Below are 23,170 nucleotides of genomic sequence, written 5' to 3'. Positions count from 1 at the left end.
GCCCCTGACCACAGCAAGGAGTGCGCGCATGACCGAGCCCTTGGTGATCTTTCCCGACGTCGAACGCCTCGTCGTCGAGCATCTGAAGAACCGCCCCGAACTGGCCGGGGTACTCGTGGACAACCGGACCCCGCCGGACTTCGACGGGACCCAGAGGGCCGTGCTGGTCTCCCGGGCCGGCGGCGTCTGGGTCGAGGACATCCATCTGGACCAGCCGCTGGTCGACCTCGAGGTGTACGGCCCGGACAAGCCCACGGCCCACACCATCGCCACGGCCGCCCGTACGGCGCTGTTCACGGTGCGCGGCACCACGTTCGGCACCGCCTTTGTCACCGATGTCTCCGAGGTGGACGGCCCCCGGTGGCTGCCCGACTATCTGCACGCCGCCGCCAGCCGCTACGTGTCCACGGCCCGGCTCTCCGTCCGCCCGGCGTAGGCCGCGTACCAGCCGACCGTTCGCCCTCATCACCACGCCACAAGGAGCAATCGCATGCCCGGAATGAACCCCAATGAGATCCGCGTCGCGGGCACCGGCCGCATCCTCACCGCCCCGCTCGGCACCACCGTCCCGGCCGATGTCTCCACCGCGTGGGCGGCGGGCTGGAAGGACCTCGGGTACACCACCACCGACGGCATCAAGTTCAACAAGAAGGACAAGATCGACCCGGTGGACACCTGGCAGTCGGTCAGCCCGGCCCGGTTCGTCTACTCCGACCGCGACCTCACCGTGAAGTTCCAGCTGCTCCAGCTCAACGAGGACACCCTGCCGTTCTTCTTCGGCGGCGCTGTGGTGGCGGAGACGGAGGCCGGTTCAAAGGTGTACCGCTACGAACTCGCCGCCGAGCCGAAGCAGGACGAGCGGATGCTGGGCGTGGAATTCGCCGACGGCGATGTCATCAAGTACCGGTTCGTCCTCCGCCGCGGCCAGGTCACCGAGACCGAGGAACTCCAGCTCACCCGCACGGCCGCGGTCCGGCTCGGGGTCACCTTCACGGCACTGGCCGTGGACAACGACACCCCGCTGGCCACCTGGCTGATGAACGACCCGGCGTTCGCCGCGTCCTGACCCCCTGCCCGCCACTCCCCGCCACGTCGACCGCGAAGGAACCGCCGCCATGCCTGCGTTCAACGTCAACGCCGCCCGCGCCCAGCGCCTGGAAGCGCTGGGCCTGACCTGGGACTTCGAAGTGGACGGGGAGACGTTCTCCCTGCCCACCGAGATCCCCCGCCGCTCGGCGCACGCGCTGGCCGAGCTGAAGGACAACGACCTGGACGGGCTGCTCGCCCTCCTCATGGGCGAGGAGAGCTACCAGCGGCTGTGCGCACACGAGGTGAGCGTGCAGGACATCGCCGCGATCCTCGAGGCCTACGGCGAGGACACCGGGCTCGGCGTGGGGGAAGGCTGAGCCTCGGCGCGCTCGTGGAGGAGCACGCCGAGGCGCTGGAGGCCGATCTGCTGCGGTACTACGGCGTCGACCTGCTCGACTGGCACCGCGAGGCGCTGTCCTCACGGCGCCTGGCGGTCCTGGTCCGCCACCTTCCGCCGGACTCGGCGTTCGTACGGGCGCGGGAGGGCGAGGCCGCGGAATGGGGGCTGACCGATCATCTGCTGGCGGCGGTCGTGGACCACTTGGCCATCGCCAACTGGATGTTCGCGTCGGCCAACCGCGACGAATACGCGGACCCGCCGGAGGCACCGGCCCCGGTGCCGAGGCCGGGGGCCGCCGATACGTCCGACGGCCCGCCCGCCGACCAGGCCGCCGACGGCCACGCGCCGACGGCGGCGGAGTTGGCGCGGTTCTTCGGGTGACCCCGCGCAGGAGGGTACGTGAGCGATTTCCAAGAGCGCACCGAGACGGCCATTGTCCAGCTGAAGCGCCGCATGACGGCCACCAACGCCACGCTCGCGCGAATGCAGAAGGAGCAGGACACCTTCATACAGACCTACAAGCCGAAGATCGAGCCGGGTCTCGGCAAGTCCGATCTGGCCGGCGTCCTGGGGGCCGTGGCTGCGGCGAGCATCGGGTTCTCCCTGCTGAAGGTCGATGAGACCGGGGTGTTCGTGGCCGGCCGCCAGGTCGTGACCTGGCGCCATATGCGCACACCCGATGAGCGGTTGCAGGTCGCCGAGCGGAAGCTGGAACAGCGCACCGACCGTCTGCAAGGCGCCGTGAACCGCTTCCAGGAGCAGTTGCAGCGTGTCGAACAACGCCGCCGCGATCTGGAGGAGACCCGGCAGCGCCGCGCCCAGCCCGGCGGCGACAGTCGCGCGCTGTACGGCGAGCAACGCTTCCGCGAGGAGGCGCTGAGCCGGGAGTTGCGCGCGCTGGAGGGAGCGGAGCGCCGCGCCCAGCAGGCCCGGGGGAGGGTCGAAGGCAGCCGACAGCGAGTCGTGTCGGCAGCGCATCGCATCGCTCAGGCCGAGCAGGAGGCGAGAAGCACGCGCCGGGAGACCGTCAGCCATATGAACGCCCTGGACCAGGGAATGCGGACGCTGGAAACGCGGGCCGCGAGCCTCCGGCGTGAGCTCGGCTCCTGACCTATATCGAGGAGGATGCTATGTCGCTCGTGGCCGCCCTGCGGTCGTCCGTCGGCGCCCTGCGGAACTTCACGACCTCGGCTCGCCAGGCCGATACCACCGTCGCCAGATTGCGCGGCTCCGTCACCGGAGCGTCCGGCGCCGTAGGCCGGGTCAAGGGCGACATCGACAAATCGGCCAACTCCATGCGCACCCTGCAGCGGGAAGCCAACGCCGCCGAGCGCAGCGTGGCCAAGAGCGGCCGCTCCATGACCACCGCCGGCCGCGGCGCGGCGACCGGGGGTGGGCTGATGGGGCGGATGAAGACGGGGCTCCAGGGGGTGACAACGGCCCAGAAGGGCCTGAACACCGCCATGAAGTCAAACGTGTTCGGGGCCATCATGGCCCTGCTGATGCCGCTGATCATGAAGCTCGTCGACATGGCCATGCAGTCCAAGACGGTCCAGCGCATCGTCCAGGCCGCCTTCAAAATCATCGGCCAGGTCATCGGCACCACGATGCGCGTGGCGAAACAGGTGGTGGAGACGACCTGGAACGGCATCAAGACGGCGTTCACGGTCGTACTGAAGGTCATCTGGACCGTCGTGAAGACGTACTTCAACATCTACAAGACCATCATCACCACGGTCATCCACGCCATCATGGCCGTGGTCCGGCCCCTGCTGTCCTTCTTCTCGGAGCGGATCCCGGGCGCCTTCCGCTCCGCCCGTAACGGCATCCAGCGCGCCTTCAGCGGGCTGGCGAGCATCGTCCGGGGTGCGTTCAGCGCCGTGCTCGGGGCGGTGCGTGGGCCGCTCAACGGGGTGATCGGGCTGGTCAACCGGGCGATCGGCGCGCTGAACCGGGTCAAGGTCTCGGTGCCCTCCTGGGTGCCGGGGATCGGTGGCCAGTCGTTCGGGGTGAACATCCCCACCATCCCCACGCTCGCCCAGGGCGGCATCGTGCTGCCGCGCCCCGGTGGCACGCTCGCGCTGCTCGCCGAGGGCGGGCAGGCCGAGGCGGTGCTGCCGCTGAACCGGCTGAGCACGCTGCTCGCCCGCACCGGGCCCACGCCCGCCCTGGCGGGATCCGGCAGGCCGGGCGGCGGATTCGTCATCGAGCACTACCACGAAGCCCCGGGCGGCAGCGCCCGGCAGACCGCCGAGGACCTGATGTTCCTGATGAAGGCGAGGGGGTGACATGGCGGACGAGACCACCGCCGCCGAGCCGGGGCCGCTCATCACCACCGATGGGCAGGTGCAGTGGGCCGGGCTTCTCATGGGTCCCGGCACCGACTACTGGATCGCGGCCGAAGGGCTCACCGGCTGGGAGGAGTTGCCCGCGCTGGACACCTCCGACGCGGACCGCCCGGTGGGTCACGGCGGCTGGCCGGGTTCACAGTGGGCGCAGGCCCGTACGGTCACCGCGCAGGTGTGGTTCGCACCCGATCCGGACGCCGGGCCGGAGGCGGTGCGGGACGCTCTGCGCGCGCTGCGGGCCGCCACCGCCGTACGCGACGAGGAGGAGTGGCTGGCCGTACGTCTGCACGGCGAGACGCTGGCCGTACGGGCCCGGGTCACCCAGCGCGTGGTCCCCACCGACCGGCAGTTCACCGCGAGCCGGCTGGCGAAGATGACGCTCCAGTGGAAGGCGAGCGATCCGCGCCGTTACGAGGCGGTGGGGCGGCGGGACACCGCCGGGCTCCCCCAGCCGGAGGCGGGGCTGGCCTGGTCGCTCAGCTGGCCGCTGGCCTGGGGCGCGCCCGGTTCCACCGGCGATCTCGCGGTGGAGAACGACGGCAGCGCACCCGCCCATCCGGTGATCGCCTTCACCGGGCCGTGCACCCGGCCGCGGCTGGCCAACCGGACCAGCGGCGACTGGCTGGAGTACGCGATCACCCTCGCCCCGGACGACGAACTGGTCGTCGACACCGCCGAGGGAACCGTGATGTTCAACGGCACCGCGTCGCGCCGCCACACCGCCACACCGGGCAGCGCCCCGGAGGAGTCGTTCACCCTGCCGTCCGGGACCTCGCAGCTGTCCTTCCGCGCGGCGTCGGGAGGGGAGGGAGCCACCGCCACGATCACCTGGCGCCGCGCCGAGTGGTGAGGCGCCACGCCGCCCCATCATCCGCCCCGATCCTTAACGACCGTACGACCACAAGGAGTTCTCCGATGACCGTGGGAGCCGTCTTATGACCGTCCGTTCCGCCTGGCATCCGCCCACCGGCCAGACCCGTGAGGACACCCGGCTGGCCGTCAGCCTCGGCATGGCGTCCGCCGGACCGCTGCTGACCCGGGCGGGATGCGTGTTCGGCGGGCTGCAGCTCACCGGCACCACCGCCACCGGTATGCAGGCCAAGCTCTCCCCGGGCCAGGTGTGGATCCCGGGAACCTCCACCGGATCGCAGGGCGGCTATCCGGTCACCGTCGACTCCGACACCCTGCTGACCGTCGCCGATGGGCACGCCAGTCTGCCCCGTGTGGACGCGCTCGTCGTACGGGTCTACGACAACGACTACGACGGCTCCGGCAAGTACGAGGCCGCTCTGGAACTCCTCCAGGGCACCCCGGCCGGCTCCCCCACCGCCCCGGCCGTGCCCAAGAACGCGGAGCTTCTCTACGAGATCGCCGTCCCCGCCGGGGCGTCCGCGGCCAAGGGCATCGCCTGGGCCTCCGCCATCACCGACCGCCGCCGCTACACCGCGGCGCTCGGCGGCATCGTCCCCGCCGCGGGCGGCGCGCCGCACAACGGGGCGTATGCCGGGCAGTACCGCGACGCGGGCGGCCGGCTGGAGCGCTGGGACGGCGCCCAGTGGGCGAAGTACATTCCGGACACCATACTCCGGCACACCGCGGACTGGGGTGCCACCACCGCCGCCACCTATCAGGAAATGCTCACCGACACCGTCGCCACGCTCACCGCCACCTTCACCGCGCCGTACTCGCGCTGGGTGTCCCTCACCTTCGGTGCCTTCACGGCCGCCGACGGGAACGCCACCGCGTACATCTCGTTCCGGCTCAGGACGCAGAGCGGCACCGAGGTGCTCGCCCCGTCCGACGACCGGGCGGCGATCCTCGACGGTGCCGGGCGGGCCTCGATCTCCACCTGTTTCCCGGTGGGGAACCTCACCCCGGGCGCCGTCTACACGGCGACCGCCGCGTACCGTTCCTCGGTCGCGGGGACGCGTGTGCACTTCGACAACCGCTTCGTCCGCGTGGACCCGGTGGCGTGAGGCGCCGTGGACGCCCGCTATCGCGCCGTCTTCACCGATCTGCGCACCGACCAGGCCATCGATGTACTGCCCCTGCGGGAGGTGGAGTACGACGACTACCTCGGCAAGCCGGGATCCCTGACCGCGACCCTTCCGGTGCCCGACGCCCGGATGGCCCGGCGGGTGCGGGAGCTGGTGGAGGGGCGCACCGCCGTCTATCTGGAGCGGGGTGACGAGGTCTGCTGGGGTGGCATCGTCTGGACGCTGACCCCGGCCACGGACGACCGGGGCCTCACCACGGTCGGGCTGCAGGCGGCCACCTTCGACTCCTACGCGGGCCGTCGCTACATCCGCGCGAATCTGAGCTTCACCGCGCTCGACCATCTGGAGATCGTCCGCCGGCTGTGGGACTACATGCAGGGGTCCGAGGGCGGCCACATCGGCGTGGAGTACCAGCCGACGGCCCCCACCGCGGCCCGTACGGTGGCCTACACCGACGGTGACGAGACCCTGGTGGAGGAGGCGATCGGTCAACTCGCGGCGATGGAGCCGGGTTTCGAGCACCGGATCGCGGTGTACCGGGATCCGGTGACCGGGCGGCGGGTGAAGCTGCTCCAGCTGGGCTCTCCGACGATCCGGGTGGGCAGCCAGCCGGTGATGCTGGATCTGCCGGGCGATGTGCTGTCGTACTCCTTCCCTCGCGATGCCACGCGCGGCGGGACGACCGCGCGGGCCAGGGGCGGCACTCCGGAGGGCGGGGCGGGCGGCCCGGTGATGTCCGGGGAACAGGTGGCCGAGGATCTCCTCGCGGCCGGGTTCCCCCGCCTGGACACCTCGTCCGACCACAGCAACGTCACCGACAAGGCGACGCTCGACGCGTTCGCCCGGTCCGAACTCGCCGCGCTGCGCGGCACGGTGGTCATCCCCTCGGTACGGATCCGCCTCGGCTCGGGCACCACGCCCGCGCTGCTCGGCGCGACCGTGCGGCTGCGCGTCAAGGACGTGTGGTTCTCCGAGGGGCTGGACGCCCGCTACCGCGTCGTCGGCATCAAGGTCACCGCCCCGGAGCGGGGACGTCCGGAGACCGCCGATCTGTATCTGGAGGAGGCAGACTGATGGCGAACCTGCCCGAGGACATCGTGGACCGGATCAGGGCCCTGGAACGTCAGGTGCACCGGCTCACCACCTACGTCAACAGCAAGCCCGGCGGGACGCCGACGGCCCTGGCCGCCACCGAGCCGCCACCGCCGCGGGCTCAGGAAACGTCCGAGGACGAACCACCGCGGCCCGGCGGCACGGCCACGGGACCCTGACGTCCGGTCCCGGCGGGGTGGCTCAACCGCCGCCGGGGCCTTGACGGGGGCCGGAACGGGCGGAGGCCTCACACCGGGCCACCACCCGATAGGCATTGGACATCCCGCCGAGCCCCGCCAGCGGTTTGAGCAGCAGGCGGTCGAGGGTGGTCGCGACCACGAGGGCGGGCACGCCGGCCAGGAGGATCGCGCAGCGCAGCAGCCAGCGGAGCCGGCCGGGCGGCTTGGCCAGGGAGGGGGCGTCATCGGGTGGGGCGATCGCGTTGAGCGCCAGCCAGACGGCGCCGAGCAGATCGACGGTGTCCGAGGGCCCGCGGTGCTGTTCGTCGATCACGGTGAAGCCCAGCGCGGTCAGCTCCTCGCGGAGGTTGGCCACCGGGACGAAGTGCAGATGCTGGGGCTGGAGCCAGGGGAGCCAGAACCGGCCGAAGAGGCGACCGAACCAGCTCTCCGGATCGGGCACCTCGATCAGCAGATGGCCGCCGGGTCGCAGGGCGCGGCGGGCGGCGCGGAGTTCGGCGCGGGGGTCCGTGCTGTGCTCCAGGTAGTGGAACATGCTCACCACGTCGTAGCTCCCGGCCGGCCACTCCTCGGCCAACTCGGGGAAGCTGCCGCGGATGGCCCGGTCGACGCGGCCCGTCCGCTCGGCCAGTTCGACACCGGCGGTGAAGTCGAGTCCGTCGAAGCGGGTGCCGGGGAAGACGGTACGGGCCACCTCGGGGAAGTGGCCGTGTCCCGTGCCGACGTCGAGCCAGGTCTTCGGGGGCTCGGCGGAGGGCTCCTGGAACATCGCGCGCCGCCGGTACACCTTGTCGCGGCCGGAGAAGACGTTGCCGAGTTCGATCTCCCCCATCCCGTCGTAGAAGTCGCGGTAGTAGAACTCCAGGCCGTCGTCGTTCAGCCGTGGATTCTGGAAGACATGGCGGCAGTCCCGGCATCTGTCGAGCCGGAAGCGGCCGGGTTTGCTCTGGTACCGGTCCTTGGTGCGCAGCCGCCGCACCAGCCGCGTGGAGCCGCACCACGGGCAGTCGGTGCGGCGGGGTTCGAAGAACCGCTCGGTCCCCCGCGCCAGATCGGCCTGGTAGCGGGGGCGCAGCGCGGCGACGGTCTCGGCGCGGGACGGCTTCTCCGGTGCGCTGGGTATGGCACTCTCGCGGCTCATCGATTCCCTTCCGGGTTCGCGGTGGCGTGGCCGGCGGTGCTCGCGGTGGCGTGGGGGCCACTCGGGTTGGCGTGGGGGACATTCGAGGTGGCGTGGGTGGCGCCCGCTGAGTCGTGGGTGGCGCCCGCGGTGGCCAGCCGCTCCAGATGGGTGGCGGCCGCGGTGGCGCCGCCCGCCGCGCGGAAGGACGCGCCCACGCGCTCGGCCGCGGCGCGGTAGCGCGGCTCGTCCAGCACGGCGTCGAGCGCCTCGCCGATGGCCGCGGCCCGCGCCCTGCCGAAGCGCACCCGGATGCCCGCGCCCGCGTCCACCACCTGGGCGGCCACCACCGGCTGGTCGTCCCGGATGGGCGCCACGACGAGCGGTACGCCGTGCCAGAGGGCTTCGCAGACGGTGTTGTGGCCCGCGTGGCACACAACCGCGTTCACCCGTCGCAGCAGGGCGAGTTGGGGGACGTAGCGGCGCACCATAACGTCGTTGTCGTCCGGGGTGGCGGGCATGTTCTCGATGTCCCGGGTGGCCCGGGTGAGTACATCGTCGGGGTCGACGATGACCGTCTGGAAACGACCGGCCCGCGCCCGTACGGCCTCCAGGCACTCGGTGAGGAAGCGCGCCCCGGCGTCGGTGTTCGCGGTGCCGAGCGTGATGAGGACGGCGGGGCGCGCGGGATCCAGCCACTCCCAGGGGAAGTCCGCCGTGGCCGGTCGCTCGGCGATCGAGGGGCCCACGTAGTGGATGCGGTCACCCGCCCGGGCCGGTCGTCCGGCCAGTTCCTCGGTGGTGAAGGCGAGGACGAGATCCGGCGAGAACCGGGGATCGGCCGTGCCCTCCGGGTCGCCGATCCGGCCCCGCACCTCGTGCAGCAGCCCGTCCAGCCATGCGTCGATCTTGGGCATCCCGTCCAGCGCGCCCGTGAACTCCGCCGAAGTGGTGGCGGATGTGGCCCAGCGCACCCCCAGCCGTTCGGCCACCAGCGCGCCCGCCACGGTCTGCTGGTCGGCGATCACCACATCGGGGCGGAACTCCTCGACGGCCCTGGCCACGCCCGGAGCCATGGCCTCGGCGAGCGGCACCAGGAACCGCTCCCACAGGAACTTCAGCGCCGCGGGACCGCGTACGTCCGGTGGCCGGCCCGCCCCGCCCTCGCCCAGCACCGGCCCGGCGCAGCGGTGGACCGTCGTTCCCCGCCCGGTCAGCCGCTCGACGACCTCGGGCATCCCGGCCCAGGCCACCTGGTGTCCCTGTGCGGTCAGTTCGGCCGCGACACCGACGGTGGGGTTGACGTGGCCGACGAGTGGCGGCACGACGAAGAGAAAGCGGCGGGATGTGCGGGGGGAGGCCTCCGGGTCTCCGCTCGGTTCGCTCATGAGGCATCGGCCTCCAGGGCCGCCGCCGCGGTGTCGGTGGCCGTATGGCGCTCGTGTTCACCTTCGTGTTCACGCTCGTCGATCCAGGACAGCAGCAGTTCGCGGATGCGCGTGGGCGCCTCGGCGAGGACCGAGTGGCCCTGCCCCGGCAGGACGACGGTCCGGGTGCCGGGCAGGACCGACTCCAACCACCGTTCCTGTCCGGCGAGTTCGGAATCGGCGCCGTAGACGGCCAGCACCGGGCAGCGCACCGCGCGGACCTGCTCCTCGCTCACCACCCGGCTCGCGGGTACGTCCTCGGCAATGCTGGTCGTACGGACCAGGCGGGCGGCCGACTTGGCCAGCCGTGCGGTGTGGGCGCCCCGGTTGGCGCTGACCCAGGCCAGCGACTCGGCCTCATGGACGACCAGTTCCTCCTCGACCCGCCGGAGGATCCCGCTGATCTCGGTCAGCCAGCTCTCGGTGGCGGGCTTCGCCTCGATCACCGCGATACCGGCCACCCGCTCCGGACGGCGCATGGCGTAGGCGAACGCCACCGTTCCACCGAAGCAGTTGCCCACGAGGTGAACCGGACCGGTGATGTCCAGCCGGTCCAGCAGCCGCTCCAGATCGGTGACGAAGGTGTCCAGCCGGTAGCCGGAGCCGGGGCGCTCGCTGCGGCCGTGTCCCCGCTGGTCGTACATCACCACCTCCAGTCCGGCGGCGGCGAGGTCCGGGGCCACCGTGAAGTACCAGCTGGCGAGGGAGTCGGTGAGCAGACCGTGGATGAGCACGGCGGTGGCGGTGGGCGGACGGCCGTCGGGCGGGGACAACCGCTGGACATGCAGTCGGACGCCGTCCGTCCCGGTATGCGGGCCGTCGTGGCCGGTGACGTGGTCGGTGTCGATCATCGCCATCGGTCAGCGCTCCCGGGCGGCTCTGAGGCACCGGACGACATACTCGACGAGCTGTCCCACGGTGAGGTCGATGATCTCGTCGAGGTCGAGGCCGGCCACGAACTCGGCGAAGTTGACCTGTCTGCCGTACCGGGCCTCCAGGCTGCCGGCCAGCGCCACCAGATCGATGCTCTCCAGCTCCAGATCCTCGGTGAAGCGGGTCCCCATGGTGACCTCGATATCGTCGAGCCCGTATTCGTCGAGCATCGTCCGGAGCATCCCGGATATCTCCGCGAGCACGGCCGGTGCGTCGGCTGGTGCGCCGGCCGGTGTGCTGACCGGTGCCTCGGCGGCGGGTGACGGGGCGGCCTGATTGACGGTGGTCACTGATCGCTCTCCTCGTCCTGTTCCTTGTGGTCCGGGCCGGTCGTCCAGGCCACGGCGTAGTCCCGGTCCGGCAGTCCGGGCGGGTTGGCGATGGTCATGGTGTGGACTTCGTAGCGGCGCGGGGGCTGTCCGGGCGTGGTGGTCGCCACTTCGACGATGAGCCGGGCCGGTGGCGCGTCGGGGTGGCCCGCACCGGGCGGCCGTACCCCGGCGATGGTCAGGTCCCGTGGCCGGTCGCGGAGTCCGGCGCCCTCCGCCGTGGCGACCGCCTCCTTCGCGGCCCGGAAGGCGGTGGCCCAGCGGCCGGGTGATCCACCGGTCCGGGCCGTCAGGGCCGAGAGGAGTTCCCGCTCCGGCCAGGCGAGGGCGACGGCCACGTCATCGTGGTCGGTGACCTCTTCGAGGGCGATACCGGGGCCCGCGGCGCCGTTCGCGTGGCGCGGCACCACGAGGGCGACCCCGGTCTCGGCCCGGTGTGCCAGCGAGAGCGCCAGTTCGGGCAGGGTCCGGCCGTGCACGCCGATGGCGTACGGGCGCCCGTGGGCGTCCTCGCGGATGCCGATCTCGGCGGGGAAGACCGGGCCTTCGCCATGGTCCCAGAGCCACCGCCGTACGGCGTCCTTGGCCGCGATCCTGCCCAGCAGCCACTGTCTGCGGCCGCGTGGCGGCTGGTGTTCATAGCCGGTGCGCTCGTCGCCGCCCAGGTGGTTACGCATGATCAGGTCGCGGGAGGCCAGGTCGGGCCAGCGCTCATGGAGCAGTACCCAACCGCCAGGCTGGGGCCGCGACAGCGTGTTGCGCTGTGGGAAGCGCTCCACGGGCCGGGTTTCGGGGTGGTTGTCGAACCGGCGGTCCTGCCAGCCGGACAGCTCCGCCCACACCTCGCCGCCGATCAGCAACTGCGCATCGGCCTCGAGCGCGGTATCGGTCAGCGAGGTGATCCTGATCAGGCACTCCACCGGGGTGCCGGGGGCCGGATGCGGTCCGAAGAAGCGCATCAGACGCATGCCGATCGGGAAGACCACGGTCCGTTCGGTGCGGGTCGCCATGATCCAGTAGCCGAGGAGCTGTCCGACGTTGTCCAGCAGCGCTCCGGGCGCGGGGGGTGTGGTGATCGTGCCGCGAATGTGCGATGCGCCGATCGCGGTGAGTTCGGTGAGCCCCTGGAAGGCCGGGCCGTGGAACATCCAGCGCTCGGCGTAGATGAGTTGAGCGGCGTGGTCGGGTGTGCGCTCGGTGGCGGGGGCGAACCTCCAGGGCGCGGGACGCGTATCGGGGTGGCGGGCGGCCACTTCCACGGTGGCGCGGGCGCTGCGGCCGAAGGTGACGGTGTACTGGGCCGCCGTGGTGGGGGTCGCGGTGACCTGGACGGTGGTGGGGGGTGACGCCGTCACCCACTGGTCGAAGCGGGCGCCGTGCACGGCGAAGGCCACGAGATTGTTGCCCGCCGTGCGCTCCGCCGTTGCCATGAGGTGCTGGACGATCGTGGTGGCCGGAACCACGGGCCAGCGGTCCGACTCAGCGGGCCAGCCTGGGCGTTGGGGGAAGAAGCAGTGGTCGCGGAGGTAGGGCATGGTCTCCGTGGAGACCCGCAAATCGTGGGTGTGGGGGGTCGGTGGGCGGCTTGCCGCGATGACCGCTGTCGCGGTGGCGGCGGTCTCACTGAGCAGGGCGTTTAATTCAGCTGCCCACGGGGCGTGCGGAGGCGCTGCGTGCAACGCATTCGCCGTTGCCGGGTGCGGGTGGGGTGGTGCCCACCCGTTCCGCCCAGGGGGCACCTCCCGGCGGTAGCCGGGGGAGGAACGATTGCCCACCACGTGGAGTACGTGCTCGCGCAGCTCGGTCAGGTGCGGTTCGGTGAGCGAGATCAGCGAACCGCTCAGATCCAGTCGCACCGCGGGAAGCGCCGATCTCGTGCCCGAGGCTTCACATGGCAACGCGGGATCCACCTCCACCCCCTCCGCCCACAGCGCCGTGGCCACGCGCCGAAGTTGGGACACCCCGTCCCGGTGGGGCGAGTTGGCGGCCACCACCAAGTGATCACGGCCATGCAAGGTGTCGCCGATGAGCGACCCCAACTGCCCCGTGCCGACCTGGACGAACGCACGGAACCCCGCCTCGTACAACGCTTCCGTCAGCAGCCTGAAGCGCACCGGCTCCAGCAGATGCCGGAGGAACAGCTCGCGCACCTCCGCTTCCGTCGCCGGATAGGGTGCGGCGGTCGTCCCGGACCAGACGGGGGTCCTGGGCGGCAGGAGCAGCTCGAAGCGTTCCGTCACGGCCCGAATGGGGTCGAGGTAGGGCGCCAGCATCGGGGTGTGGAAGCCGGACTGGAAGGGCAGGACCTGCGCGATCACACCCTCGGCGCGCATGGCCCGGACGAACTCCTCGACATCGTCGCGCGGCCCGCACACCATCGACTGGCTGGGCGCGTTGTCGTGCGAGAGCACGATCCGGCCGTCCGCCCGCTCGGTGAGCGCGTCGGACACTCGTCGCGCACCCGCGCCGAGGACCGCGAAGGCCAGACCGGGCACTCGCAGCGCGTCCGGGTCGAAGGAGTCCAGGAAGGCATCGACCTCCTCGCCCGCGTAGAGGCCGCCCACGACCAGCGCGGTCCACTCCCCCACGCTGTGCCCGGCCACCGCGTCCGGTACGACCCCCATCCGCCGCAGTGCCGCGTCCAGCAGCTGCCCGACGCCGAAGACGCCGACGCCATGGCGGCCGATGTCGCCCACGCGCGCCGCCTCGCCGAAGCGGTCCCCGGCCGGGCGGGAGAGCCCGAAGTATTCCGCGACACCGTCGACACGCGGGACGAACTCGGCTTCGAGACCGGGGAAGACGAAGGCGAGTTTCCCCCTCGGCGCCGGGCCCGCGCCGAGCAGTGGCTCGGGCGTGAACCAGATGTCGTTACGGCCCCGCCACGGGCGGCCCTTGGCCACCATGCGCCGGGCGAGTGCCAGCCGTTTCGCGGTGGGCTCGACGATGCCCAGGCGGGTACGGGCGTCCCGCCCCGTCACCGTCGTCCGTACGGTCGTGTCGTCCGCCGCCAGCAGTTCGGCCAGCTGCTCCGGGGTGTCCGCGGCCAGCGCCAGCACTCGCTCCGGTTCGATGACGAGGGTCGTGGCGCGGCGCGGCTCCGGCACCCGCGGCGGCTGCTCCAGCACCACATGGGCGTTGATCCCACCGAAGCCGAAGGCGTTGACGGCGGCGCGCCGTACGGGCGCGTCCCAGGGCCTGGCCGCGTCGAGCACGGAGAAGCGGGTGGCCGCGAGCGCCGGATGGGGGTCGTCGCAGTGCAGGGTGGGCAGCAACCGGCCGTGGTGGACCGCGAGGGCGGCCTTCACCAGGCCCGCGACACCGGCGGCGGGCATGGTGTGGCCGATCATCGACTTCACCGAGCCGATGACGGCCGTCTCACCCGGCATGCCACCGGGTCCGAACACCTCGGCCAGCGTGGCCAGTTCGGCCGCGTCCCCGGCGGGGGTGGCAGTGCCGTGCGCCTCCAGCAGCCCGATGGCGCCCGGCTCGCGCGGATCGAGGCCCGCGGCCCGCCACGCCTGCCGTACGGCACGGGTCTGACCGCCCGGGTCCGGGTTGACCAGACCGGTGGCACGGCCGTCGGAGGCCACGCCGGTGCCGCGGATCACCGCGTAGACGCGGTCGCCGTCGCGCAGTGCGTCGGCGAGCCGTTTCAGGACGACCACGCCGGTGCCCTCGCCGATCAGCAGGCCGTCGGCCGCGCGGTGGAAGGGCCGGATCCGCTGGCTCGGCGACAGCGCGCGCAGTTGGGAGAAGACGCTCCACAGGGTGATGTCGTGGCAGTGGTGCACCCCGCCCGCGAGCATCACATCGCACCGCCCCGAGACCAGCTCCCCCACGGCCTGGTCGACGGCGACGAGCGAGGAGGCGCAGGCGGCGTCCACGGTGTACGCGGGGCCGCGCAGATCGAGCCGGTTGGCGATGCGCGAGGCGGCGAGGTTGGGCACCAGGCCGATGGCCGACTCCGGCCGGTCCGGGCCCAGCCGCTCGGTGAACGCGGCCCGTACGCGGTCGAGTTGGCCGGGGCCGAGGTCGGGCAGCAGCTCGCCGAGGGTCCGTACGAGCTGGTGGGCGGTGCGCACCCGCTGGTCGAGCCGGACAAGACCGGGAGTGAGATAGCCGCCCCGGCCCAGCACCACGCCCACCCGCTGCCGGTCGGGCAGCCGGTCCTCACCGCCCGCGTCGGCGATGGCCGCCGCCGCGACGCCCAGGGCGATCAGCTGATCGGGTTCGGTGCCGGACACCGAGTTCGGCATGATCCCGAACCGGGCGGCCTCGACCCGGGCGAACTCGTCGACGAATCCGCCCCGTCGGCAGTACACCCGGTCGGGTGCCGTCGGCGTATCGGCACCGCCGTCCGGGGCGTAGAAACCTGCGTCCCACCGCCCGTCCGGGACCTCGCTGATCGCGTCCACGCCACCGACCAGGTTGCGCCAGTACGTGTCCAGGTCCGGCGAGCCGGGCAGCAGCACGGACATCCCGACGATGGCCACCGGCGGCTGCCGGTGCGACTGCTCGTCCGTCACGCTCACCAGCCCGAGGCGGTGTAGACGACGGACCCCGTGGACTCCTCGCCCCAGGCCAGCTCGCGCAGCAGCGCCAGCGTGCCCTCCTCCGGGTCGATGAGCGAGATGCCGCGCCGGGCGTACTCGCGGCCGAGCTCCGGTGTCACCATCCCGCCGTGGGCTCCGGCCGGTGCCCACGGGCCCCAGTGCACGGTCAGCGCCCGGCGGCCGGTGCGGTCCCGCCATCGCGCGCCGAGGGTCTCCATCGCGTCGTTGGCCGCCGCGTAGTCCACCTGGCCGCGGTTGCCGAGCACGGCGGCGATGCTGCCGAACAACACCGCGAACGCCGGGGGTTCGGGCAGTTCGGCCAGCGCGTCCAGCAGCGTCCGGGCTCCCTCCACCTTGGTGCCGTACACCCGCTGGAAGGACTCGGCGGACTTCTCCGCGATCAGCCGGTCCTCGATCACACCGGCCCCGTAGACCACACCGTCCAGCCGTCCGTGGTCGGCGTGGATCTGCTTCACCGCCTGGAGCACCGCTTCGGCGTCGCGGACATCCACCGAGCGATAGCGGACCCGGGCGCCGAGCGCGGTCAACTCCGCTGCGGTGGCGGCCACTTCGCGCCGCGCCAGGATCCGGGCGGCCTCCCGCTGGATCTCGGCGGGCCCGAGCCCGCCACGCGCCGCGAGCGCCGCGCGCAGGACGGTCTCGTCGCGGGCCCCGGCGGTGGCCGGGTCCTCGGGGCCCACGGGCTCCGGCGTACGGCCGAGCAACTCGATCCGGCAGCGGGCGGCGGACGCGAGGGTGGCGGCGAACCGCGCGGTGATGCCCCGCGCCCCGCCGACCAGGACCACCACCGCGTCCCGGTCCAGGCCGAGCGCGGCGGCCTCCGCCGCGCCGTCCCCGGCGGGCCCGGCGCCCGAACCGGCGAGCGCGCCCAGCGGGGCCTCCACGAGGTCCAGCCGGTGGCGGCGCCCTTCCGCGTCGCGCACGACGACGGGCGTACCGTCCGGGGCGAGCAACTCGTCGAGCAGCCCGTCGGCCACGGTGTGGGCGGATCCGGCCGCATCGGCGGGCCTGACCGCATCGGCGGGCCTGACTGCGTCGGCAGACCTGGCCGCATCGGCGGACCCGGCTCCATCGGCGAGTCCGGCCGCATCGGCGAGTCCGGCCGCCTCGGCGGGGAACTCCACCAGCCTGGTGATCGTGTCCGGGTACTCCCTGGCCACCGTACGGAACACCCCGCGCAGCCCGGCCGTGCGCGCGACGAGCGGGTCGGTGCGGCGGAGCGCCAGCAGCCACCGCGGGGCGCGCCGCAGGGCGGACTGGAGGACCGTGAACGCCTCGGGCAGCACCGATGCGCCGGAAGCGGCCAGCGGATCGAGCAGCAGCACACCGTCCACCCGGCCGTCGTCCTCGGTGAGCTGATGGCCGGCGGTGAGGATGACGGCCTCGGCACCGCGCTCGCCGAGGCGGGCGGCCACCGCCTCGGCCACCCCGTCGGCGTCCCCGCCGAGCAGGGCGAAGCGCCTGCCGGTCAGATCGGGCGGCGCGGCGGCGCCGTCGTCCGGTGCGCCGAGGGGCACGGGCACCAGCCGCATCCGCTTGGGCGCCACGCCGTCCACGGCCGCCTGCTCCGGTTCATCGACCGGTGCGGGGGTCACGGGGGTCGCGGGCGCGAGACGGGCGGTGAGCCAATCGGTGACGGCGGCGGTGGTACGCGCCTTGGCCAGCTCCTCCAGCTCCTCATCGCCCAGGCCGGCGGTGTCCGCGCCCGCGACACCGAGCCGCCGCGCCAACTCACCCGCGATCTCGGCGCGTTTGATGGAGTCAATGCTGAGATCGGCCTCGAGATCGAGATCGGGTTCGATCATGTCGACCGGATAGCCGGTGCGTTCGCTGATGATTTCGGAGACCGCGCGCAGCACATCGGGCCCCGTGGCGGGTGCGGGCGGGGCAGGAGCCACGTCGGCGGCCGGGGCCGGGACCTCCGGGGCGGCGGCCACCGGGGCGACAGCCACCGGGGCGAGCTCGGCGGGCAGGGACGTGGCCGGGGCGACCGGGGACGGTGGCGCCACGCGCCGTTCGCCCGGAGCGCTACCGAAGTAGGTGAGGAGTACATCGCGCTGGGCGGCGATCATCTCTCGGCTGGTTCTCAGGAACTCCGAGATCAGGGCGTCTCTGTCGCCGTACTCGCCGCCACCCGTCCGATCCGACTGGCTCACCGTAGCCTCCATGACACGTCGGGCCGGTGCCAGCGCACCGGGCAGGAGCTCACCGTTCGCGGTGCGGACGAGGTGTCCGTCGACCGTCCAGCCGGGCCGCTTCGGTGGCGGGGCGGATCCCGCCGCCACCGCGTCCCGACCGTGGAACAGCCAGGCAGTACGTACCGGAACGCCCGCGACGGCCAGCCGGGCGAGGGTGTCCAGAAACCCCCGCGGCCCGGCGGCGCCGGACCGTCGTCCCTCGCACGCGAGGGCGAGATGCGGGCGGCCGTCGAGGATCTCCCCCACCAGCCGGGTGAGCACCGTCCCCGGACCGGCCTCCACGAAGATCCGTGCGCCCGCCTCGTACATGGCCTCGATCTGCGCCACGAAGCGGACCGGCGCGCCGATCTGGGCGACGAGTTCGGCGCGGATGGCATCCGGCTCCGCGCCGTGCGGGGCAGCGGTGCGGTTCGCCCAGACGGGGAACTCCGCCTCGCGCACCGGATGGCGGGCCAGCGCCTCGGCGAACCGCGCACCGGCCCCGGCCACCAGCGGGCTGTGGAAGGCGCAGGCCACCGGGATCCGCTTGACCGAGTGCCCGGCCTCCCGCAGCAGCCGCACCGCCTCCTCGATGTCCCGCTGGGGCCCGGAGATCGCGGTCTGCCGTGGTGCGTTGTGGTTGGCGGCCACCACGCGCCCGTCGAGCCCGGCCGCGCGCAGCACCGGCTCGACCTCGTCGGGGGCCGCGGTCACGGCGGCCATGGTGCCGGGCTCCTCCCAGTCGGCCTCGGCGGCGCCGAGGATGGCGGCCGCCCGCTCGGCGCTCAGCCGCGGCAGCGTACGGGGGTCGAGCGCGCCCGCGGCGCACAGCGCGACCAGCTCGCCGTAGCTGTGTCCGGCCGCCATGTCGGGCCGTACCCCGGCCGAGGTGAGCAGGGTGTACGCGGCGAGCCCGACGATGCCCAGCGCTGGCTGGGCCACCCGGGTGTCGGTGATCGCGGTGCGCTGTGCCGACTCCCCGGCCTTGTCGAAGGCGGCGGGGGGATACAGCGCGTCGGCGTAGCCGCGTCCGTGGCGCAGATGGCGCTGGAGCTCGGGGAAGGTGACGAAGGCGTCGGCGAACATCCCGGGCCGCTGGCTGCCCTGCCCGGGGAAGAGAAACGCGACCTTGCCGCGCCCCGGCTCGCCCTCGGCCTCTCCGCTGCCCCCGGTCTCGCCGGTCTCGCCGGTCTCGCCGGTCTCCCCGGTCTCCCCGGTCTTCTCAGTCTCCCCGGGCGTGTCCGGGGCCGTGTGCAGCCCGTCCGTTCCGCGCGGCCCCTGGCCCGGCGGATCGCCCGCGAGCACCTGACGTAATCGTGCGGCCAGGTCGTCCAGGTCCGAGGCCACCACGGCCACCCGGACCGGTTCCCGGCCGGCGTCGGCCCGCCGGGAGGCGGTCAGCGCGAGGTCGCGCAGCCGCCACGGCCGACCCGCCGTGTCATTGGCCACGAGCTCGTCGAGTGTCTGCTGGACCAGCCGCAGCGCCGCCGCCCGGTCGGTCCCGCGGAAGAGGAACAGCTCGGCGGGCCAGTCGTCCAGCCCCTGTGCGGGTGGCGCTCCGCGGCCGTGTGCCGCGAGCACCACATGGAAGTTGGTCCCGCCGAAGCCGAACGCGCTGACCCCGGCCACCCGTTCGGCGGGCGCGGCGGCCCATGGCCGGGCCCGGGTGTGGAAGGCGAAGGGGCTGCGGTCCGCGTCCCACGCCTCGTTGGGCCGGGTCAGATGCAGGGTCGGCGGTGTGATGCCCGTATGCAGGGCCATCGCGGCCTTCACCAGCCCGGCGAGGCCCGCGGCGCATTTGGTGTGGCCGATCTGGGACTTCACCGAGCCCAGCGCACACGCCCCGGGTGCGGCCCCCGACTCGGTGAACACCTCGCCCAGCACGGTGAGTTCGGTGCGGTCGCCGACGACCGTACCGGTGCCGTGCGCCTCGATCAGGCCGACGTCGGCGGGCGAGACGCGGGCATTGGCGTAGGCGCGCTCCAGCGCGGCCCGCTGTCCTTCGGGGCGCGGGGCGGTCAGCCCGAGCGAACGGCCGTCGCTGGAGGAGCCGACGCCCTTGATGACGGCGTAGACGCGATCGCCGTCCCGTTCGGCGTCCGCCAGCCGTTTGAGGACGACACATGCCACACCCTCGCCCAGCGCGATCCCGTCGGCCGAGCTGTCGAAGGTCCGGGAGCGGCCCGTCGGGGAGAGGGCGTGCACGGAGGAGAACAGCACATAGTCGTTGATGCCGTTGTGCAGATCGGCGCCGCCGCACAGCACGAGGTCGCTGGTACCGGCGGTCAGCTCCTTGCAGGCCACGTCCACGGCGGCCAGCGATGACGCGCAGGCCGCGTCCACGGTGTAGTTGGCGCCGCCGAGGTCGAGCCGGTTGGCGATCCGCCCGGAGATGACGTTGGCGAGCATGCCGGGGAAGGAGTCCTCGGTGAGCCGGGGCAACTGGTCCGCCAGGGCCCGCGGCACCTCGTGGACGTAGGACGGCAGGACGGCGCGCAGCGTCTGGGCGTTGGACAGATCGCTGCCCGCCTCGGCGCCGAACACCACGGAGGTGCGGGAGCGCTCGAAGGCCCGGCCGCCGTCACCGGGGTCGCCGTATCCGGCGTCGTCCAGGGCCCGGCGGGCGGCCTCCAGGGCCAGCAGCTGTACGGGTTCGATGCTGCCGAGCGAGGCCGGGGGAATGCCGTAGCGCAGCGGGTCGAAGGGGATGGGTGGCAGGAATCCGCCCCATTGGGAGGCGGAGGCGCCTTCCTTGTCGCCCGTGTAGTGGACGGCGGGGTCCCAGCGCTCGGCGGGCACCTCGGTGACGGCGTCCACGCCGCCCACCACATTGGCCCAGAACGAGGCGAGGTCGGGTGCCTGCGGAAACATGCACGCCATGCCGACGACGGCCACGTCCAGCGGCGCGGGCGCCTCGGCCGCCGCCGGGGCCGTGGCCACGCCCAGGCGCTCACACACCGCCTCCGCACATGCGGTGAGGAAGTCGGCGGCGCCGGGGCCCACCGCATGGTGCAGTGCGGCGATCGTGGTGGTGGCCGAGCGCATCACGGCCACCTGCCCGGCCATGAACATCCCGCCGCTGAGCTGGCCGTCCTCGTCCACCGGGGCCAACGCGCCGTCGGGCCCGCGGTCCATGCCCTTGCTGGCGATCCTCAGCCGTCCCACGTTGAGCCGCTCCAGCCGCTCCCAGACCTCCCGGTCCGGCAGGCCCTCGTTCCGCAGCCGCTCCTTCACGGTGTCGAAGCTCTCGGTGAAGGGGCTGGGCACGCAGCGTGTGGCATGGCCGGGGGCGGTCTCCAGCAGCACGGTGTGCTCGGCGGCCACCACCTGGCGCTGGAAGAGCGGCTGTACGGCGCCGTGGGCCACCGCCTCCTCGGTGAACAGATACGCGGTGCCCATCAGCGACCCGACGGCGACGCCGCGCCGGGTGAGCGGGGCGGCGAGCGCGGCCACCATCGCGGCGGAGCGTTCGTCGTGCACTCCCCCGGCGAAGAAGATCTCGATACCCGCGCCGTCGGTGCCATCGGCCGCGTCGGCCCCGTCCGTGCCCGCCGTGTGACGCGGGTCGTGTGCGGCCTCGTCGAGGAAGTCCCCGATGACAGCGATCTGGGCCTCCCACAGCGGGAAGCTGTTGCGCGGCCCCACATGGCCGCCGCATTCGGAGCCCTCGAAGACGAACCGCCGCGCCCCGGCCTGGAGGTACTGGCGCAGCAGCCCCGGCGAGGGCACATGCAGAAAGGTGGCGATGCCGTCCCGCTCCAGCGCCTTGGCCTGGGACGGCCGTCCGCCCGCGATGATCGCGTGGCTGGGGCGGATCTCACGGACGGCCTCGAGCTGGGCGTTCCTGATCTCCTCGGGTGCGAAGCCGAGGACACCGACGCCCCAGGGGCGTCCGTCCAGCGCGGCCGCCGCCTCCTCCAGCATGGTGCGCGCCTGAGCGCGTCCGGCCAGGGCGAGCGCGATGAACGGCAGCGCTCCCCCGGCGGCGACGGCGGAGGCGAACGCGCCCTGGTCGCTGACCCGGGTCATCGGGCCCTGGGCCAGGGGCAGCCGGGTGCCGAGGCGGGTGCTCAGCGGGGCGCCGGGGCGCAGCCCCGCGACGACTGGGGAGCCGTTCCGTACGGCCTCGTGTGCGGCCTCCCGGACGGCGTCCGCGATGCCCCGGACCGTGCGGCCGGCATCCCGCCACCGCTCGGCCAACCGCGCGGCCAGAAAGCCGTCCTGACCTACCGTCAGGTCGGGTCCGGGGTGCGGGCCGCGCCCCCGGCGCCGCAAGATCCGGTGTCCGTCGAGGACGGTGGTCTCGGAGCCGTCCATGGAGCGGATAGCGGCGGCGCGGTCCTCCGGGAGCCCGGATTCGGCGAGCAGGGCCAGCTGGGTGTCGAGGACGACCCCTGCCGCGCCGCCGAGCACGCACGCGGCGGCGGTGCTCGGGCCGATGCCGCCGCAGGCCCACACCGGTAAGGACACCCGGGGGTCGGCGAGGAGCCGCTGGAGCAGGACGAACGTGCCCAGCTGACCGATCCGGCCGCCGCTCTCGCTCCCCCGCGCGATCAGCCCGTGCGCACCGGCGCGAATGGCATCGAGGGCCTCGTCCAGGTCGGTGACCTCGGCCAGCACACGGCAGTGGCCGGCAACGGCCTCCACCGGCCAGGGCGAGTCCACTCCGAGCACCACCGTATGAGGGCCGAACCCACCGCCGTGTGAGCCGTCGGCGGGAGCGGCGTCCAGGAGGTCCGCGGGGGTGAGGCGGCAGCCCGCCGCGACCCGTATGCCGTACCGGCCGTCGGCCGCCCACTCACCGATGTCCTCCCATGCCCGGAGGGCCGCACGGCCCGTTGTTCCCAGGTCGAGGATGCCGAGTCCGCCCGCACGGCTGACCGCCGCGGCGAGTCTGGCGTCCGGTTCCCCGAACGGAGTGATGCCGATGACAAGATCGCCTGCGTCCACGGCGGCTGACATGTTTTCTCCAAAATCGCTAGCGCGGCAGGAAATGGAGATAATTCGGGCAAGGCATGTCGAACGTATGGCATGGCAATCCCGCGAAACGGCGCCGACTGAAATTAGCCACGTTATTACTGAAGAGTCAACAAGCAGTCGTTCACGCTCTCGCCGCGACGGGCTGAATCTCGCCAGACGCGAGTACATCGGCCGCGCCGCCACCTTCTCTCCCCCTGTTAAATGTTCATATATCTCGTGTGAACGAGATCGTTTTCGAAGGTAGGCCGAGGCGCATAAGTCAACCTTGAATGCGCCTTAACCTGCGCGGACGCCGGATCCTCATTTCGCTCTCGCGAATTTCGGATGCGGAACGGAGCGGCGGGGCGGCCCGGCCCGGGGGCCAAGCGGGTGCGCCCCGCCCTCGTGGAGAAGGCCGAGGAGCTCGGTCTCAGCCCGTTTCCGTCACTTCGCCTGCCGCGGATGTCGTCTCGAGCACCTCCCGGACCTCATCGGCGGCGATGTCCCGCAACTCCTCGCCGACCAGCAGCCACCGGGTGATGCCGATCGACTCCAGGAACGGCAGATCGTGGCTGGCGACCACGA

General features: G+C 72.7%; 16 protein-coding genes. 10 read left to right on the top strand and 6 right to left on the bottom strand.

Annotation, left to right across the window (positions count from 1 at the left end):
• Positions 1-28: 28 nt before the first annotated feature.
• The 10 genes from JK364_RS16975 (at position 29) to JK364_RS16930 (ending at position 7,045) form a co-directional block, all read left to right on the top strand.
• Complete coding sequence (locus JK364_RS16975) at positions 29-436, top strand: hypothetical protein (protein WP_201851936.1); 408 nt, start codon at positions 29-31, stop codon at positions 434-436.
• Between the two features lie 54 nt (positions 437-490).
• Positions 491-1,066 carry a phage tail tube protein gene (locus tag JK364_RS16970; RefSeq protein ID WP_201851935.1) on the top strand — a complete coding sequence of 192 codons (576 nt, stop codon included), beginning with the start codon at positions 491-493 and terminating at the stop codon, positions 1,064-1,066.
• Positions 1,067-1,115: 49 nt separating this feature from the next.
• The gene (locus JK364_RS16965) at positions 1,116-1,406 is read left to right on the top strand and encodes a hypothetical protein (protein WP_201851934.1); all 291 of its coding nucleotides are present in this window, start codon (positions 1,116-1,118) and stop codon (positions 1,404-1,406) included.
• Between the two features lie 14 nt (positions 1,407-1,420).
• Positions 1,421-1,810: a hypothetical protein gene (locus JK364_RS16960; protein ID WP_201851933.1), complete on the top strand. Its 390-nt coding sequence runs from the start codon at positions 1,421-1,423 to the stop codon at positions 1,808-1,810.
• 18 nt (positions 1,811-1,828) lie between these two features.
• Entirely contained in the window at positions 1,829-2,539 is a 711-nt protein-coding gene (locus JK364_RS16955) for a hypothetical protein (protein ID WP_201851932.1), read from the top strand.
• Positions 2,540-2,559: 20 nt separating this feature from the next.
• Complete coding sequence (locus JK364_RS16950) at positions 2,560-3,717, top strand: phage tail family protein (protein ID WP_201851931.1); 1,158 nt, start codon at positions 2,560-2,562, stop codon at positions 3,715-3,717.
• Between the two features lies 1 nt (position 3,718).
• Positions 3,719-4,627 carry a phage distal tail protein gene (locus JK364_RS16945; protein ID WP_201851930.1) on the top strand — a complete coding sequence of 303 codons (909 nt, stop codon included), beginning with the start codon at positions 3,719-3,721 and terminating at the stop codon, positions 4,625-4,627.
• Between the two features lie 85 nt (positions 4,628-4,712).
• A complete protein-coding gene (locus JK364_RS16940) occupies positions 4,713-5,753 on the top strand; it encodes a hypothetical protein (RefSeq protein ID WP_201851929.1) in 1,041 nt (346 codons plus the stop codon).
• 6 nt (positions 5,754-5,759) lie between these two features.
• Positions 5,760-6,848 carry a hypothetical protein gene (locus tag JK364_RS16935; protein ID WP_201851928.1) on the top strand — a complete coding sequence of 363 codons (1,089 nt, stop codon included), beginning with the start codon at positions 5,760-5,762 and terminating at the stop codon, positions 6,846-6,848.
• On the top strand, positions 6,848-7,045 hold the full coding sequence (locus JK364_RS16930) for a hypothetical protein (RefSeq protein WP_201851927.1): 198 nt from the start codon (positions 6,848-6,850) through the stop codon (positions 7,043-7,045). The genes JK364_RS16935 and JK364_RS16930 overlap by 1 nt, the downstream gene beginning before the upstream one ends.
• A 22-nt stretch (positions 7,046-7,067) precedes the next feature.
• On the opposite strand, the gene JK364_RS16925 is transcribed toward JK364_RS16930, so the two are convergent.
• The 6 genes from JK364_RS16925 to JK364_RS16900 are packed head-to-tail and all read right to left on the bottom strand — an operon-like array spanning position 7,068 to position 22,588.
• Positions 7,068-8,207, bottom strand: a complete 1,140-nt coding sequence (locus JK364_RS16925) for a class I SAM-dependent methyltransferase (protein ID WP_201851926.1) — start codon at positions 8,205-8,207, stop codon at positions 7,068-7,070.
• Entirely contained in the window at positions 8,204-9,574 is a 1,371-nt protein-coding gene (locus JK364_RS16920; protein WP_201851925.1) for a glycosyltransferase, read from the bottom strand. The genes JK364_RS16925 and JK364_RS16920 overlap by 4 nt, the downstream gene beginning before the upstream one ends.
• Positions 9,571-10,470 carry an alpha/beta fold hydrolase gene (locus JK364_RS16915; RefSeq protein WP_372461953.1) on the bottom strand — a complete coding sequence of 300 codons (900 nt, stop codon included), beginning with the start codon at positions 10,468-10,470 and terminating at the stop codon, positions 9,571-9,573. Before JK364_RS16915 ends, JK364_RS16920 begins: the two co-directional genes overlap by 4 nt.
• Before the next feature lie 3 nt (positions 10,471-10,473).
• Positions 10,474-10,836: an acyl carrier protein gene (locus JK364_RS16910; RefSeq protein ID WP_372461952.1), complete on the bottom strand. Its 363-nt coding sequence runs from the start codon at positions 10,834-10,836 to the stop codon at positions 10,474-10,476.
• Positions 10,833-15,407: a type I polyketide synthase gene (locus JK364_RS16905; protein WP_201851924.1), complete on the bottom strand. Its 4,575-nt coding sequence runs from the start codon at positions 15,405-15,407 to the stop codon at positions 10,833-10,835. Before JK364_RS16905 ends, JK364_RS16910 begins: the two co-directional genes overlap by 4 nt.
• Positions 15,404-22,588 carry a type I polyketide synthase gene (locus tag JK364_RS16900; RefSeq protein WP_201851923.1) on the bottom strand — a complete coding sequence of 2,395 codons (7,185 nt, stop codon included), beginning with the start codon at positions 22,586-22,588 and terminating at the stop codon, positions 15,404-15,406. Before JK364_RS16900 ends, JK364_RS16905 begins: the two co-directional genes overlap by 4 nt.
• Between the last annotated feature and the right edge of the window lie 582 nt (positions 22,589-23,170).

It is taken from the genome of Streptomyces endocoffeicus (assembly GCF_016741935.1).
In the GTDB taxonomy this organism is placed as follows: domain Bacteria; phylum Actinomycetota; class Actinomycetes; order Streptomycetales; family Streptomycetaceae; genus Streptomyces; species Streptomyces endocoffeicus.
Note: the sequence above shows the minus strand (reverse complement) of the source record. Positions and strands in the feature narration are given on the sequence as shown.